The organism is Geobacillus sp. CCR, assembly GCF_052906625.1.
The window spans coordinates 26,126-42,254 of sequence record NZ_JBREBQ010000028.1 but is presented as its reverse complement, the minus strand read 5'-3'; the positions used below and the strand labels follow the sequence as shown (position 1 = coordinate 42,254).

General features: G+C 57.3%; 15 protein-coding genes. 11 read left to right on the top strand and 4 right to left on the bottom strand.

Annotation, left to right across the window (positions count from 1 at the left end; translation table 11 throughout):
• Positions 1 to 167 precede the first annotated feature (167 nt).
• Entirely contained in the window at positions 168 to 1,808 is a 1,641-nt protein-coding gene (locus ACVBDQ_RS13690) for a M4 family metallopeptidase (RefSeq protein WP_047758159.1), read from the top strand.
• 115 nt (positions 1,809 to 1,923) lie between these two features.
• A complete protein-coding gene (locus tag ACVBDQ_RS13685) occupies positions 1,924 to 2,103 on the top strand; it encodes a sporulation protein Cse60 (protein WP_008880941.1) in 180 nt (59 codons plus the stop codon).
• Positions 2,104 to 2,295: 192 nt separating this feature from the next.
• On the opposite strand, the gene ACVBDQ_RS13680 is transcribed toward ACVBDQ_RS13685, so the two are convergent.
• On the bottom strand, positions 2,296 to 3,606 hold the full coding sequence (locus ACVBDQ_RS13680; protein ID WP_047758158.1) for an NAD(P)/FAD-dependent oxidoreductase: 1,311 nt from the start codon (positions 3,604 to 3,606) through the stop codon (positions 2,296 to 2,298).
• Between the two features lie 112 nt (positions 3,607 to 3,718).
• Between ACVBDQ_RS13680 and ACVBDQ_RS13675 the strand changes: the two genes are divergently transcribed.
• Positions 3,719 to 5,344, top strand: coding sequence for a putative polysaccharide biosynthesis protein (locus tag ACVBDQ_RS13675; protein WP_047758157.1), 1,626 nt, complete (start codon positions 3,719 to 3,721; stop codon positions 5,342 to 5,344).
• Positions 5,345 to 5,547: 203 nt separating this feature from the next.
• Here the strand turns inward: ACVBDQ_RS13675 and ACVBDQ_RS13670 are convergent, their stop codons facing one another.
• Entirely contained in the window at positions 5,548 to 5,760 is a 213-nt protein-coding gene (locus ACVBDQ_RS13670; RefSeq protein ID WP_011232307.1) for a hypothetical protein, read from the bottom strand.
• A 104-nt stretch (positions 5,761 to 5,864) separates the two neighbouring features.
• Here ACVBDQ_RS13670 and ACVBDQ_RS13665 point away from each other — a divergent pair, with 104 nt between their 5' ends.
• Entirely contained in the window at positions 5,865 to 6,611 is a 747-nt protein-coding gene (locus tag ACVBDQ_RS13665; protein WP_011232306.1) for a pseudouridine synthase, read from the top strand.
• 95 nt (positions 6,612 to 6,706) lie between these two features.
• On the opposite strand, the gene ACVBDQ_RS13660 is transcribed toward ACVBDQ_RS13665, so the two are convergent.
• Positions 6,707 to 6,928, bottom strand: a complete 222-nt coding sequence (locus ACVBDQ_RS13660; RefSeq protein ID WP_008880936.1) for a DeoR family transcriptional regulator — start codon at positions 6,926 to 6,928, stop codon at positions 6,707 to 6,709.
• Positions 6,929 to 7,178: 250 nt separating this feature from the next.
• On the opposite strand from ACVBDQ_RS13660, the gene pepV reads away from it, so the two are divergent.
• The 6 genes from pepV to ACVBDQ_RS13630 all read left to right on the top strand — a co-directional run bounded on the left by pepV (position 7,179) and on the right by ACVBDQ_RS13630 (position 14,877).
• Complete coding sequence (gene pepV / locus ACVBDQ_RS13655; protein ID WP_081130533.1) at positions 7,179 to 8,594, top strand: dipeptidase PepV; 1,416 nt, start codon at positions 7,179 to 7,181, stop codon at positions 8,592 to 8,594.
• 70 nt (positions 8,595 to 8,664) lie between these two features.
• The gene (malA, locus tag ACVBDQ_RS13650) at positions 8,665 to 9,858 is read left to right on the top strand and encodes a maltose permease (RefSeq protein ID WP_025039245.1); all 1,194 of its coding nucleotides are present in this window, start codon (positions 8,665 to 8,667) and stop codon (positions 9,856 to 9,858) included.
• Positions 9,855 to 10,433 (top strand): RNA 2',3'-cyclic phosphodiesterase, encoded by a 579-nt coding sequence (gene thpR / locus ACVBDQ_RS13645; RefSeq protein ID WP_011232303.1) that lies wholly within the window; start codon positions 9,855 to 9,857, stop codon positions 10,431 to 10,433. Before malA ends, thpR begins: the two co-directional genes overlap by 4 nt.
• Before the next feature lie 11 nt (positions 10,434 to 10,444).
• Positions 10,445 to 11,383 carry a hypothetical protein gene (locus ACVBDQ_RS13640; protein ID WP_014196578.1) on the top strand — a complete coding sequence of 313 codons (939 nt, stop codon included), beginning with the start codon at positions 10,445 to 10,447 and terminating at the stop codon, positions 11,381 to 11,383.
• Positions 11,384 to 11,484: 101 nt separating this feature from the next.
• The gene (gene pulA, locus ACVBDQ_RS13635) at positions 11,485 to 13,641 is read left to right on the top strand and encodes a type I pullulanase (RefSeq protein ID WP_011232301.1); all 2,157 of its coding nucleotides are present in this window, start codon (positions 11,485 to 11,487) and stop codon (positions 13,639 to 13,641) included.
• A 453-nt stretch (positions 13,642 to 14,094) separates the two neighbouring features.
• Complete coding sequence (locus ACVBDQ_RS13630; RefSeq protein ID WP_014196576.1) at positions 14,095 to 14,877, top strand: phosphotransferase family protein; 783 nt, start codon at positions 14,095 to 14,097, stop codon at positions 14,875 to 14,877.
• A gap of 109 nt (positions 14,878 to 14,986) precedes the next feature.
• Here the strand turns inward: ACVBDQ_RS13630 and ACVBDQ_RS13625 are convergent, their stop codons facing one another.
• Positions 14,987 to 15,256 carry a YtzH-like family protein gene (locus tag ACVBDQ_RS13625; RefSeq protein WP_011232298.1) on the bottom strand — a complete coding sequence of 90 codons (270 nt, stop codon included), beginning with the start codon at positions 15,254 to 15,256 and terminating at the stop codon, positions 14,987 to 14,989.
• A 208-nt stretch (positions 15,257 to 15,464) separates the two neighbouring features.
• On the opposite strand from ACVBDQ_RS13625, the gene trmB reads away from it, so the two are divergent.
• Positions 15,465 to 16,118, top strand: coding sequence for a tRNA (guanosine(46)-N7)-methyltransferase TrmB (gene trmB, locus ACVBDQ_RS13620; protein WP_011232297.1), 654 nt, complete (start codon positions 15,465 to 15,467; stop codon positions 16,116 to 16,118).
• Positions 16,119 to 16,129: the final 11 nt, after the last annotated feature.

Sequence of the window (16,129 nt, the reverse complement as noted above, 5' to 3'; positions counted from 1 at the left end):
GAGTGTCTTATGCTCTAGCGGCGAAGTGGACACGCCTCAAAGAATAAGGATTGCTTGAAGCAGTCAAACTTCTTTGGAAGCCCCCACTTCAAATTTTCGCTAGAAAATTAAGTGGGGGTAGTTCACTAGAATAAATAATTTGAAAATATAAGAAAGGGGTAAAGGGAATGAACAAACGGGCGATGCTTGGCGCGATTGGGTTGGCGTTTGGATTGATGGCTTGGCCGTTCGGGGCTTCGGCGAAGGAAAAGTCAATGGTGTGGAACGAACAGTGGAAGACGCCGTCGTTCGTTTCTGGTTCGCTGTTAAAAGGCGAGGATGCTCCGGAAGAATTGGTTTACCGTTATCTTGATCAAGAGAAGAATACGTTCCAGCTTGGTGGACAAGCCCGCGAACGGCTGAGCTTGATTGGCAAACAAACGGATGAACTCGGCCATACGGTCATGCGTTTTGAACAGCGCTATCGCGGCATCCCTGTGTATGGCGCCGTGCTCGTTGCCCATGTCAACGATGGCGAATTGTCCTCTTTGTCGGGTACGCTCATTCCGAATTTGGACAAACGAACGTTGAAAACAGAAGCTGCCATTTCCATTCAACAAGCGGAAATGATCGCGAAACAAGATGTGGCTGATGCGGTGACGAAAGAACGGCCGGCGGCCGAAGAGGGAAAACCAACGCGGCTTGTCATCTATCCGGATGGGGAGACCCCGCGCCTCGCCTATGAAGTCAATGTCCGCTTTTTAACCCCTGTCCCAGGCAACTGGATCTACATGATCGATGCCGCAGACGGAAAAGTGTTGAACAAATGGAACCAAATGGACGAGGCGAAGCCGGGCGGCGGGCAGCCGGTCGCCGGCACGTCGACGGTCGGCGTGGGCCGCGGTGTGTTGGGGGATCAGAAATATATCAATACGACGTATTCCTCGTATTATGGCTACTACTATTTGCAAGACAATACGCGCGGCAGCGGCATTTTTACGTATGACGGACGAAACCGCACCGTTTTGCCCGGCAGCTTGTGGGCCGATGGCGACAACCAATTTTTCGCCAGCTATGACGCGGCGGCCGTGGACGCCCATTATTACGCCGGCGTCGTGTATGATTACTACAAAAATGTGCACGGCCGGCTGAGCTATGACGGCAGCAACGCCGCCATCCGTTCGACCGTCCATTATGGCCGTGGCTACAACAACGCGTTTTGGAACGGTTCGCAAATGGTGTACGGCGATGGCGACGGACAGACGTTTTTGCCGTTTTCCGGCGGCATTGACGTCGTTGGGCATGAGTTGACCCATGCGGTGACGGATTATACGGCCGGGCTTGTTTACCAAAACGAATCCGGCGCCATCAATGAAGCGATGTCCGATATTTTCGGCACGCTCGTGGAGTTCTACGCCAACCGCAACCCGGACTGGGAGATCGGCGAAGACATTTACACGCCTGGGATCGCCGGCGATGCGCTCCGCTCGATGTCCGACCCGGCGAAATACGGCGATCCGGATCATTATTCCAAACGGTACACCGGCACGCAAGACAACGGCGGCGTCCATACGAACAGCGGCATCATCAATAAAGCGGCGTACTTGCTCAGCCAAGGCGGCGTCCATTACGGCGTGAGCGTCACCGGCATCGGCCGCGACAAAATGGGGAAAATTTTCTACCGGGCGCTTGTCTACTATTTGACGCCGACGTCGAACTTCAGCCAGCTGCGCGCCGCCTGCGTGCAAGCGGCCGCTGATTTGTACGGGTCGACAAGCCAAGAAGTCAACTCGGTGAAACAGGCGTTCAATGCGGTTGGAGTGTATTAAGACGAATGAAGTTTCTGACGTCACGCGTCCCGCTGTTCGGGGGCGCGTGACGCCTTTTGTGGGCAGGATTTTCCCTAAATGCGTGGAAAAGGAAAAAGAAAACGGGGGAATGGCGATGTACAAAGTGAAAGTGTTTGATAAAGAGCATGAAAAAGATTTGGAAGCGGCGGTCAATGATTTTTTAGCCCGATTGAAAGACGGACAGTTGATCGATGTCAAGTACAGCGTGGCGGCGATGGAATCGGAAGGCGAGCAAATCTACTGTTTTTCCGCCATGGTCATTTACCGGACTTGACACTTCACACGGCTCCAGACTGCGGGATTCTTTGGCCGTTTTCGTGCTGATCCCCCCAAAGCGGGCGACGCTTTTTTCGTTGCGGCATTTCCATTTCAGGCGGCGAAATTTTGCGATCGCCCGCCTTGAAGACGGGCGTTGTCGGAATGTCAGCGAACGCCCCGGAGCACCCGAGGGGCATGAGGACGGCGGTCAATTCGTTGCTGTCTGCCCCGCGGAGCCGCTCGCCCCGTTTTTTTCCGCCAATGCATAGCGGGCGGCGTTCACGCCGGCGAGCCGCCCGGTGACAAGGGCGGCGGTGATGTTGTAGCCGCCCGTGTAGCCGTGAATGTCCAAAATTTCCCCGCAAAAGTAAAGGCCGGCCATGCATTTGGAGGCCATTGTCTTCGGCTCAATTTCTTTGACCGACACGCCGCCGCCGGTGACGAATGCTTTCTCAAGCGGCAGCGTGCCGTGGACGTAAAAGGTAAACTGTTTGCACTGTCGGACAAACGCCCGCAGCGCCTCATGGCCGACCGTGCCGGCAGAGGCGTGCGGGTCGATGCCGGCCCGCTCGAGCAAAAAGACGGCGTACCGCTCGGGAAGAACCGTTTTGGCGATCGTTTTCATCGCCTTTTTCGGCTCCTCTTTGCACAGCTTGGCGAAATGTTGAAACAGCTCTTCCTGCGTCACGTCCGGAAGCGCGTCGATGCTCATTTCGACCGCGCCGTCCGCCGCTTTTTTCAACGCCTTGACGACAAACTGGCTGCAGCGGAGGGCGGCTGGGCCGGAAATGCCGAAGTGCGTAAACAGCATATCCATCCGGTGGGTGATGATCGGCTTGCCGTTCGGCTTTAAGACGCTTAACGCGACGTCGCGCAGCGACAAGCCTTGCAGCGTCCGCTCTCGGATGAACGGCTCATGCGAGACGATCGGAACTTCGGTTGGAAACAATTCGGTCACCGTGTGGCCCGCTTTTTCCGCCCACGGATAGCCGTCGCCCGTTGAGCCGGTTTGCGGCACCGATTTGCCGCCGACGGCGACGACAACCGCACGGGCGTGGATCGTCTCCCCGCTTTTCAGCGTGACACCGACTGTTTTTCCTTGTTCATACAACACGTCCGCCACTGGCGATTCAAGCCGAACATCGACGCCAAGGCGCGACAATTCGCGAACAAGCGCGTCGACGACCGACTGGGCGCTGTCGCTTTTAGGAAACATGCGGCCGTGGTCTTCCTCCTTGAGCGGCACGCCGAGCCGCTCAAAAAAGCGGATGATGTCTTCATTGTTAAATACGGAAAAGGCGCTGTATAAAAAGCGGCCGTTGCCGGGAATATGGCGGACCATTTCATCCACCGGCAGCCGATTCGTCACGTTGCAGCGTCCGCCGCCGGAGATGGCGAGCTTGCGCCCGAGCTTCGTTCCTTTTTCCAACAAGAGCACCTTCGCCCCTTCTTCGCCGGCGCCGATGGCCGCCATGAGCCCGGACGGACCGCCGCCGATGATGATGACGTCGTATCCCATGTTCATTCCACCCTTTCTTTCTGCGCGTGGCCGATATTTTTCGTTCCATTGACAACTATGGTAAAATAGATACGTTGTCATTTTCAACGTCCATGGCTAGGGAAGGGGTCATATGTCAACATCGAAACTGCTGCGCGGCACGTTTATTTTAACGGCTGGCGTGATGATTTCTCGCCTTCTTGGTTTATTTTACGTCATCCCGTTTTACCATCTTGTCGGCGAGCGCGGCGGGGCGCTGTACGGATACGGCTATGTGCCGTACCAAATTTTTTTGAGCTTGGCGACCGGCGGGCTGCCGGTGGCGGTGTCAAAGTTTGTGTCGAAATACAACGCGCTTGGGGAATACGGCGTCGGCTATCGGCTCTTTCGCTCCGGCCTTGTCTTGATGATCGCAAGCGGCATCGCCTCATGGCTCATTTTGTACGCCCTGGCGCCCATCTTGGCGCCGCACGTCATCGATGCGAAAACGAACGTCAACTCGGTCGACGACGTCACGGCCGTCATCCGCGCGGTCAGCTTTGCGCTCCTCATCGTGCCGGTGATGAGCTTGATCCGCGGATTTTTCCAAGGACATGAGTCGATGGGCCCGACGGCGCTGTCGCAAGTCGTCGAACAAATCGCGCGCATCGCGTTTTTGCTTGGGGCTTGCTATGTCATTTTGCGCGTTTGGGACGGCTCAATCGTCGCGGCGGTGAGCGCGGCGACGTTTGCCGCGTTTGTCGGGGCGGCGGCGGGGCTTTTGGTGTTGCTTGTCTATTGGTGGAAGCGGCGTCCGTATTTGCAGTCGCTGCTTGCGCGTGACCGCGGCGAAGCGGACGTGTCGCTTTTGGCGATGTATAAAGAGCTGCTTCTTTCTTCGATTCCGTTTGTTTTTGTCGGCTTGTCGATGTCGCTGTACCAGCTCGTCGATCAGTTTACGTTCAATCACGCGATGGCGGCGGCGGGCCGCGGGAACATCTCGGAGCACGCGTATTCCGTGTTCAACATGTGGGCGCAAAAGCTCGTCATCATACCAGTGACGCTCGCGACCTCGTTCAGCTTGGCGCTCATCCCGACGATTACGAAAGCGTATGTCGCGCAAGATCGGAAAGCGCTGCGGCAATATTTGAACCAGACGTTTCAAGTGCTCATGTTTTTAACGCTCCCGGCGGTGATTGGCATGGCGGTGCTTGCAGGGCCGGTGTACAGCTCGTTTTACAGCTATGATCCGCTTGGTGAACAAGTGTTGCGCTGGTATGCGCCGGCGGCGATTTTGTACGCTTTGTTTTCTGTGACGGCGGCGATCATGCAAGGCATCAACGAGCAGCGGTTTACGGTCGTCAGTTTGGCTGCCGGCTTGCTTGTGAAGCTTTTGCTCAACACGCCGCTCATTATGAAATGGTCGGCCGTCGGGGCCATTGTGGCCACGATGGCGGGCTATTTCGTCTCGGTGGCGTTCAACTTATGGGTCATTCAGCGCCGCACGCGCTACCGCTATCGGTTTGTCGCCCGCCGGACGGCGTTTATGGCCATCCTGACGGCGGCGATGTCAGCGGCGGTTATGGGGGTCGAGGCGCTGGCGTCCCGATGGATCGATTACCGCGCCGGCACCGCTGAATCGGTGGGCGCTGTTTCCATCGGCGCAGCGGTCGGGGCGGCCGTCTACTTGTTTCTCAGCATCCGCTCCGGGTTGTTTTCGGCGCTGTTTGGCGACCGGTTTGCGTTTTGGCGCCGGAAAGAGAAAAAGGCGGTATCGTAGAAGGGATCGGCCGTTGACCGGACGGCCGTTTCCTAGAAGCGGCTCGTTTAGGCCGGGAGCCCGGCGGACGGCGCTTCTTGCGAACATCGCGGCGCCCGAGCGAAAGGGTTCGACGACGGCTGTTTTTCGCCCTCCCCCATGCCGTTCGGCTTGCGGCAAAAAAAGAAGAAGGCGGTCGTCCCCGCCTTCTTTCTCCATTTCGCTTACGACAGGCCGAGCCGGCGTTCGATGCGATCGAGGCGGCTTTCCACCCGGTCGAGCCGGCGGTCGAGCCGTTCGACGGCCCGCTCAAGCCGTTCGATGCGCCGCGCCCAGTTGGCGAATGGCCCGCCTGGGTATCCGGGCCAAAATTGGCTGGCTGGCGGCTGTTGACGGTAATCATCCAACGTTGGGACATAATAGTAATATTCATTCATCGGCAAATCCCCCTTCTTGATGTTTCCTTCACAGTGTATGGGGGGAAGGCGGAAGCGGACTAGATGAACGCCTAATGAAGGCCATATTTTTAGGAGGGAGATTTGTGGAGCTGCGCATTGACAAGCTGCTCGCCCATATGGGGTATGGGACGAGGAAGGAAGTGAAAAAGCTGCTCAAGTCCGGAGCGGTGAAAGTGGACGGCGCGCCGGTTCGTGATGCGAAAACGAAAGTGCGGCCGGATGAGCAAATCGTGACCGTTTGGGGAGAAACGGTCGAGTACAAGCCATTCATTTACTTGATGATGAATAAGCCTTCGGGGGTCGTTTCCGCGACGGAAGATGCCGTGGAAGAGACGGTCGTCGATTTGCTTGAAGAAGAAGACCGGGCATTTTCCCCGTTTCCGGTCGGGCGGCTTGACAAAGATACGGAAGGGCTGCTGCTCTTGACGAATGACGGCCAGCTCGCCCATCAGCTGTTGTCGCCGAAAAAACACGTGCCGAAAACGTATTTTGCCGTCGTGGACGGGGAAGTGACGGAAGCGGATGTCGCGGCGTTTCAGCGCGGCGTCGTCCTTGATGACGGCTATGAAACAAAGCCGGCCAAGCTCGTTGTGTTGAAATCCGGCCTTCGTTCCGATGTCGAGGTGACGATCACCGAGGGGAAGTTCCATCAAGTGAAGCGGATGTTTCAAGCGGTCGGCAAGCGGGTCGTGTATTTAAAACGAATTCAAATGGGGCCGCTGCCGCTTGACCCGGATTTGGCCGTCGGCGAGTATCGGGAATTGACGGATGAAGAGGTGGGCATGTTGAAGCAATACCGGCCAGAGACGGACGAAAAAAAAGGAACCTGACGCGGTTCCTTTTTTATGGAAAAATAGTGGATATTCATCTGTGGAAAAATGGTTTGCGTTCATCTCTCATCTTGCCTACCCTATTGGCACCGGGTTTACGAAGAGATGCGCACTTTTTTGTTTGTGGTCGTCCATTTGCCCTTGCTTGGGCTGCGAACGAGATCGTTGTACATAAGCACGTTCAAGTCGCGCTGGATCGTTCGTGGGGTGGTGCCGAACTCATCAACAAGCTCTTGGGTCGTAACCGTTCCTTTTTCGCTAATGTACATATACACGGACTTGATGCGGGTAAGCATCCGATGTGTTGAAGGTTTCAAAAGACCACTCCCTATCTTAGCATCATTCGCATGGCACAACCGACCGCTAGCAGATGAGAGATGTCTTTGTCTGTTTACTACCATTGTACACGAAATGAGAGGGAAAATGCTACCCGGTTGCTTCTATTCACGAAAAATTTCAACATTTTGTCATGAAACGGAAATCGATTTGCAACGAATGAAACATTTTGACTTCCTGTTTTTGATATGATACGTTGGCAACAAAGGGTGTTGAATAAGGAAAGGAAGAATGGCGTTGAACATCGACTGGATGAACGAAGCGAAGAAACGAAAAGACGATCTTGTCCGCGACGTGCAAGCGCTTGTCCGCATTCCGAGCGTCCGCGAGGATCAGCAGGCGCAGCCGGGCGCGCCGTTTGGGCCCAAGGTGGCCCAGGCGCTTGAGCATATGCTTCGCCGCGGCCGGGAGGAAGGGTTTCGCGTCAAAAATGTGGACGGATTTGCTGGGCATATCGAAATGGGGCATGGGGAGAAACTTGTCGGCGTGCTCGGCCATATCGACGTCGTGCCGCCCGGGGACGGCTGGACGATGGATCCGTTTGCCGCTGAGGTGCGCGATGGCCGCCTTTACGGGCGCGGCGCGATCGATGACAAAGGGCCGACCGTCGCGGCGTTTTACGCGATGAAAATCATCCGTGAACTCGGGCTGCCGCTTGGCAAGCGGGTGCGGCTCATCATCGGGGGCGATGAGGAAAGCGACTGGCGGTGTGTGGAGCATTATTTTCGCCATGAGGAAATGCCGGATGTCGGATTTGCGCCGGATGCTGATTTTCCGATCATTTATGCTGAAAAAGGAATCATTGACGCCGATTTGTCGTACCGCCCGCCTAAATCGGCGGAGGCGGAAGGGCTCGCGCTTGCCTCATTCCAAGCCGGGCGCCGCTACAATATGGTGCCGGATGCGGCTGAAGCGGTGGTGGAAGGAGCGGGACGGACGGAGGAGCTGCTTGGCCTCTATGAACAGTTTTGCTGGGAGCGCGGCGTAAAGGGGAGCATCAGGCAAAGCGAAGGGGCCGTCGTCTTTCAATTGGAAGGGGTGTCCGCTCATGGCGCCGAGCCGGAGCGCGGCAAAAACGCCGGCGTCTATTTGGCGCAGTTTTTGGCGTCGCTTCCGCTCGATGGCCGAAGCCGGCCGTTCGTTCAGTTTGTGGCCTCCGCCTTTTTTGGCGATGCCCGCGGCCGGCGGCTTGGCCTTGCGTATCGGGACGAACAAAGCGGCGACTTGACGGTCAACGTCGGGGTGCTGTCGTATGACCGGCGGCATGGCGGAACGATTGGGCTGAACATCCGCTATCCGGTGACGGCCGACGGTGACGCGATCCGCCGGACGCTCGCCGGCGCTGCGGCTGAACATGGATTCGCGCTCAGCCGTTTCAGCGATACGAAGCCTCATTATATCGATCCGAGCCACGAGCTTGTCCGCACGCTTCAGCGCGTCTACGAAGAGCAGACGGGCGAGCCGGCCCGGCTTTTGGCCATCGGCGGCGGCACATACGCCCGCGCCTTGACCGCCGGGGTGGCGTTTGGCGCGTTGTTTCCGGGCCGTCCGGATGTCGCCCACCAGAAAGATGAGTATATCGAAATCGACGATTTGGTGAAAGCGACAGCCATTTACGCGCAGGCGATCTACGAGCTGGCGAAATAAACGGCGGTCCGCCGCCCCGGCGAAAAAAGAGAGCGGGGCGGGCGTTGTTTTAACGAAAGGGGGGGACGGGATGGAAGCGGCGTTCAAACGGGAGGCGGCGGTGCGAAAACAGGTGTTTCCGCTCTTTTATTTTCTCATCTTTTTTGCTTTTGGCGCGTTGTTTCCGCTTTTGTCCGTCTATTTGCAGGAAGAGGCGCGCCTTTCGGGGGCGGCGATCGGCTGGATCATGTCGCTTCCCCCGATCGTGACGATGGCGGCCCAGCCGCTTTGGGGCACGGCGGCCGATTATACGCGCAAACCGGTCGAACTGTTGACGCTGGCGCTCGGGGTGACAGCGCTGTTTGGGCTTCTTTATTCGCTGGCCGGAAACTACCGGGTGTTCGTCGCCTTGACCGTGCTGCTTTCGGCGGCGCAAAGCGCGATCGTTCCGCTCTCAGACAGCATCGCCCTTCATCATGTGCGCCGCTCGGGCGGAAACTACGGGGCGATTCGGCTTTGGGGGTCGATCGGGTTTGCCGCGTCGGTGTTGGTTGTCGGATGGCTGTCCGATCATGTCGCGTTTGCGGTCATTTTTTACGCCTTTTCGTTGGCGCTGTTGGCCGCGTCTGTTTTGGCCGCCCGCCTGCCGCGCTACCCGATGGCGGCGCCGGGGGCGTTGACGTTTCAGGATGTGCGCGGGCTGCTGTCCGTCCGCTCGTTTCAGCTCCTGCTTGTCGCAACATTTTTGCTGTTTGGTCCGATTTATGCCAACAATTCCTATTTCGGGCTGTTGATCCACGAGCTTGGCGGCACGCTGACCGGCATCGGCTTCGCCTTTTGGCTGGCTGCCGGAAGCGAAGCGCCGTTTATGAAAACGGCCGACCGGCTCATCCGCCGGTTCGGCATGACGCGCCTGCTCGTGTTGGCTGCGCTCGTGTCGGCCGCCCGCTGGTGGTCGTATGTCGCCGATCCGCCGCTTTGGTTTGTCTATATCACAGCGATCGTTCAAGGATGTTCGGTCGGGCTGGCAATTCCAACCGCCCTCCAGTATGTGCGCCGCTTGGCGCCCGAGCGGGTGCAGGCGACGGCCGTCGCCCTTTACTCGGCGACGAGCAGCGGACTTGGCGCGTGGTTTTGCACGTTGGTGGGCGGATATTTGTTTGAGCGTTGGCAGATCGGCGCTGTCTACGTGTTTTTTGGCGCTTGCACCATCGTTGGAGTGTTCGTGCTCATTTGGTTGGGGAAACTGGAAAAAACGACCAAATCGGCAGGTGAGAAAGGATGAAACGGAGTCATTATTTCATCGCTGTTCCGCTGACAGCCGAAGCGAAACAAGCCATCGCCCGTTTTTCGAGCAATGCGGCGCCGTCGCTGCCGTTTCGCACATGGGTGCATGAAGAGGACTATCATATCACCCTCGCGTTTTTAGGCGATGTGCCGCCGAAAAAAATGGCGCCGCTGTGCGAAGCGATGGCCGCCACCGCCGCCCGATGCGCCCCGTTTCCCCTCGTGCTTGCCGGGCTTGGGACGTTCGGGGAGCGGACGGCGCCGCGCATTTTTTGGCAAGGAGTCGAAATGGAAGAGCGGCTGCATGCGCTGCGGCGCGACGTGTATGAAGCGTGCATGAAGCTTGGGTTTTCCTTGGACCGGCGGCCGTTTGCCCCGCATATTACGATCGCTCGCAAATGGCAGGGAGCCGAACCGTTTCACCCGGATCGCCTCCGTTCGCTTGCCGCGGCCAAGGCGGTGTTTTCGGTGCCTGAGATCGTGCTGTATCGGACGAATATGGAACGGACGCCGAAGTACGAAGCGATCGCCGTGTTCCCGTTGCTTGGCGCGCCGATGAATGGCCGGAAATAGCAGGTGAAACAATGGGTCAGCTCGTTAAACTCATGGATTGCATTTCCCGCTACGAAACGGATGTGTACTATTATGTGCCGGAGTTCATCCGGCTGAAGCAGCGGCAATGGGAGCAGGCAAAAGCGCGGTGGCAAGCCGAACGAACGGCTGAGGCCAGCGGATGGCTTGAAACGGGCGAGACGTGGAATGCTTGGCTTGACAAACCGTCATGGTGGGAACGGCTGACGAAACGATGGCGCCGCCGTGCCGCGCTTACGGAAGAAGAGACGTTTTCTCTTGCGCCGATGGCTCGTCCGGCGGCTACTCTGGAGGAATTGAAACAGCAGTTTTTGGATGAGTTGTTCGAGTTGCAGCTGAAATGGGCGAGTTCCACGATGATGTACGTTTCCTCCCTCGATGAAGCCGTGTATGGCGATGAGACGTTGAAATATTTTTTGCAACGGTTTCCGGATACGCATTTATGCTTTTACCGGCCGGTGGCGATGGTCGGCAAGGCGCCGGTGGAGCTGGAGACGATGATGTTGACGCCATCCGCGCTCTGGTGCATTGCCTTCGTCGAAGGAAGGCCGGACAACATCGTCATGGCGTCAACCGGCCGGTTTTGGGTGGAACAGGCCGGAACGAACGAAACGAGGCTGGTCAACCCGGTCGTGTCGCTGCGGCGGACGGAGCAGATCGTTTCGGAGATTTTTCGCAAACATGAGGTCGATTGGCCGATCCACCTCGTGCTGTTAAACCGCTCCGGCTACATTGACAGCGGCGGTCTTTTTCCGTTTATCCGCTATATTGATAAGCGAAATTATGACGAGTGGTTTTCCCGCCTGCGCCGCTCCGCTCTCCCGCTTCGGCACGGGCAGCTGAAAGCGGCTGAGGCGCTGCTTCGCCATTGCGCCAGCTTTTACGACCGCCGCCATGACGGGAATATGAGCGGCGAGGAAGGGCAACAATAGAAACATCTGTGCATCGATAGGGCGACCGGCCGATGATTTGGCACCGCCCTTTTTCTTTTACGTATGATGGTATTAACGGGAGAAAAAAGGGGTGAACGCACATGCTTCACATCAGCCGAACGTTTGCCGCCTATTTGGACGAGATGGATCAAATCGTTGTGCTTGCGCCGAAATCGCTCGGCTTTGATGGAATGGCGCCGTTTACGCTCGTGGCGCCGAGCGGTGAGGAGATTCCGCTGTCCGTGCAGCACGTCGAGGATGTTGGGGAGACGGTGAAATATGTGTGCCGGTTTGCATCCGCGTTCGAGTTTGGAGCGACATACTGGGTGCGTTCTTGCCGCGGGGAGGAGACCGATGTTCAAATCGGCGCCGTTGTGCGCACTCCTGCATTTGATGATCGGTTTTTCTATGATGGACCGTTAGGAGCGGAGTATCTCAAAGAACAGACGGTATTTCGCGTATGGGCGCCGACCGCCACCGCGGTTAGCGTCAAGCTGGTTCATCCGCATCTCGACGAGATCCGCTGCGTGCCGCTTGTGCGCGGCGAACGCGGCGTATGGTCAGCCGTCGTCCCCGGCGATTGGGAGCGAGCGCGTTACACATATATCGCCTGCATCAACCGCGTATGGCGCGAGGCAGTGGACCCGTATGCGACCGCGGTTTCGGTCAATGGCGAGTTCGGCGTCGTGATCGACTGGGAGAAAACGAAGCTGGCGCCGCCCTCTTTGCCGCTTCCGCCGCTCTGTTCGCCGACGGATGCCATCATTTATGAGCTGAGCATCCGCGACTTTACCAGCCACCCGGACAGCGGCGCCGTCCATAAAGGGAAGTATCTCGGGCTGGCCGAAACGAACACGAGCGGGCCGAACGGGACGGCCACCGGGCTTTCGTATGTCAAAGAGCTGGGCGTCACCCATGTGCAGCTCATGCCGTTTATGGACTTTGCGGGCGTCGATGAGCGCGACCCACAAGCGGCTTACAACTGGGGATACAATCCCCTTCATCTATATGCGCCGGAAGGGAGTTATGCGACCGATCCAGCGGATCCATACGCGCGCATTGTAGAATTGAAGCAGGCGATCCACACGCTGCACGAAAATGGCTTGCGCGTCGTGATGGATGCGGTCTACAACCATGTCTATGACCGGGAGCAATCGCCGCTTGAGAAGCTCGTTCCCGGTTATTACTTCCGCTACGACGCCTATGGCCAACCGGCCAACGGCACCGGCGTCGGCAACGACATCGCTTCGGAGCGGCGGATGGCGCGCCGCTGGATCGTCGATTCGGTGGTGTTTTGGGCGAAAGAATATGGCATTGACGGGTTCCGCTTTGATTTGATGGGCGTGCACGATATCGAGACGATGAAAGCGGTGCGCGATGCCCTCGACGCCATCGATCCGTCGATCCTTGTGTATGGGGAAGGGTGGGATTTGCCGACGCCTCTTCCACCGGAACAAAAGGCGACGATGGCCAACGCCAAGCAGCTGCCGCGCTTCGCTTATTTCAATGACCGGTTTCGCGATGCGGTGAAAGGGAGCACCTTTCATTTGCCGGACCGTGGGTTCGCCCTCGGCAACCCAGGCGGGCGAGAACAGGTGAAGCTCGCCATTGCCGGGAGCTTGCGAGCGCTCGGCGGGCTGTTTTGCCACCCGCGTCAGTCAATCAATTACGTCGAATGTCATGACAACCATACGTTTTGGGATAAGATGGAGGCGGCCAACCATGATGAGCCGGAATGGCTCCGGCGAAAGCGGCAAAAGCTGGCGACGGCGATCGTTCTGTTGGCGCAAGGCATTCCGTTTTTGCACAGCGGCCAAGAGTTTTATCGGACGAAAGGCGGCGATGGGAACAGCTACCGATCGCCGGATGCGGTCAATCAGCTGGATTGGGAGCGGAAAAGCCGCTATGAAGACGACGTCCGCTACGTTCAAGGATTGATCGCCCTTCGCCGTGCGCATGGCGCATTTCGCCTCGCCACGGAGGCGGAAGTGCTGCGTCATTTCACGTTTCTTGAGCCGCTGCCGCCGTCGGTCATCGCCTACCGATTGCATGATGCCGCCGTCTATGGGCCTTGGGAGGACATCATCGTCGTGCATCATAACGAGGAGAAAGAGACAGCCATTGCGCTCCCCGACGAGCGCGAGTGGGCGGTTGTATGCGACGGACAGCGATGCGGGACAACGCCCTTTGGCCAAGCGCGCGGCATGCTTCGGCTTGACGGCATCGGCACATGGGTGCTCGTCCATCCTGCAGGGTGACCGCTCAGACGGCGCGCGGGGTTCGCCACAAGACCTTTGGAAGGCCGATGAAAAACGAGTATGTTCGCCAAGCCAATGGGGGTTGTCGGAAAGGAGAAGCCGATTTGGCAATCCTTCTGCACTTGAGAAAGACCGGCGTTGAGCAGGTTGTTTGTTTCAGTCGTCAGCCCTTTGTAAGAGCGGCTGCGCTCGTCTTTGGCGCACCCAATGAACGGTGTTCCAGTTGAGACGAAACGGGAAAGGGCGGCCGATCGGAGTGGGAGCCGCGGGGCACTTCCGCTTTGGCAGTTTTAAGCAGGGCGTTTGCCGAGAAAAATGTTTGCATGCCGGAGCGGTATTTCAGTATAATACAAGTAAAACGGACGGAGGAAGGACGCGGCCTGGCCGTCCTTTTTATTTGGGCGCGAGAAGCAAACGGAGATGTTTCTATTTTTAAGTCGCAGGTGAACACGCTTGGAACAGTTACTAGGTAAGGAGTGGGAGATCACTCCCGCTGGCGGCGCTACAGGGGATGCGTATTTTGCGGAATATGAAGGAAAGAAATTGTTTTTAAAGCGGAATTCTTCTCCGTTTCTGGCTGTATTGTCGGCCGAGGGCATCGTCCCGAAGCTTGTATGGACGAAACGGCTCGAAAACGGCGATGTGTTTACGGCCCAGCAATGGCTGAACGGCCGGGAGCTGAAGCCGTGGGAGATGGGAAGCGAGCAAGTGGCGGCGCTGCTAAGGAAAATCCATCGTTCAAAAGAGCTGGTGACGATGCTGAAGCGGCTCGGCAAATCTCCGCTGCGCGCGAAGAAAATGCTCGCTCTCCTCGCTGAGCAGCAGCGGCGTCATCCGGCCGGTGGTTCTGTCGTCTGTCAGGCGCTTGACTGGCTGGAGCAGCATGTGTCGTCATTGCCGGATGGCGAATATGTTGTCTGCCACTGTGACATCAACCATAACAATTGGCTGCTGGCCGATGATGGCACGTTGTACTTGATCGATTGGGACGGAGCGATGATCGCCGATCCGGCGATCGACATCGGCATGCTCCTTCATCTGTACATTCCGCGCGCCGAATGGAAGACGTGGCTCGACCAGTACGGATGGGCATGGAGCGAGGAGCTTGGCCTCCGCCTAAAGTGGTATACGATCGCTCATACGTTGCACTCGCTGTTTTGGCCGAAAGGGAAGGACGGCCAAAAAGAAAAGGAGCAGTCGCTTCGGTTATTGAAGCGCGTCATGGTAGAGAGTTGACCAAGCGAGGCCTCAGCGTCCGAACGGCCGGCGCCGGGGGCTGCGCGATCGCTGTGTTCGGCTGCCGCCGCGCCATTTGTTTCCGCTGCCGATGACGAAGGCGCCGCGGTCAGGACAGCCCATTCACCCAGTCGGCGAGCTGGCCTTGGTGGGCGGAAATGTGGGCGTTTAAATCAGTGCTGTATTTCCCGCCTTGGCCATAAGCGTAAATATGGGGGAGAATTTGCTTGACTTGGCCGTCCACCTCATCGTTGGCGAGCAGCGATTTAGCGAGCCGTTCAATTTGTTCGCATTCGGACACCGTTCCGCAGCAATCGAGCTGATGTTCGGATAAAATGTCGCGAAGTACGGTCAATTGATGGTTATAGTTGAGCGGCATGCTGGTCACCATCCTTTCGCCAGGCTGTACGGTTTTATCATGCCCGGATCGAGCCGAGTTTATGATTCGAAACCGAAAAGACCCCCTGCTTCTACGCGTGAGCGTAGGCGGGAGAGCGTTCAAGCCCGGGCGTTTTTTCGCGTTTGCTTCTTTGGCGCGAGTGTGGTATCGTCAAACCAACAAACGGAAACAAGGCTGAGGTGTCAATATGCGTTTGCGCAACAAACCGTGGGCGAAAGACAAAATCGCCGCGTATCCGCAATACGTCATTCCCGATCCCGAAACAAAGCGCGGGCGATGGCGCGAGCTGTTCGGCCACGACCAACCGCTCCATGTCGAGATCGGGACGGGGAAAGGCAAATTTATCACGGAAATGGCCAAACTTCATCCGGATGTCAATTTCATCGGCATCGAGCTGTACCCGAGCGTGCTCGTGTCCGCGCTTGACAAACTGATCGAAAGCGGGCTCGCGAACGTCAAGCTGCTGAACGCCAATGCGAAAGATCTGACCGCGTTTTTTGCCGACGGGGAAGTGTCGCGCATTTATTTGAACTTTTCCGACCCATGGCCGAAAAAGCGGCACGAAAAGCGGCGGCTGACGTATCGGGACTTTTTGGCGCTCTATGACCGCATTTTGGCGGAAGACGGAGACATCCATTTGAAAACGGACAATCAATCGTTTTTCGAATACTCGCTTGTCAGTTTGTCGCAATATGGGTTTGTGCTCGCATCGGTCCAGCTCGACTTGCATCAAAGCGGCATGACGGACAATGTCATGACAGAGTATGAGGAAAAATTTTCTGCCAAAGGAAACCGCATTTACCGATGCGAGGCGGTGCGCCCGCCGCGGCGGTCGTCATAGGCCCGAACCGA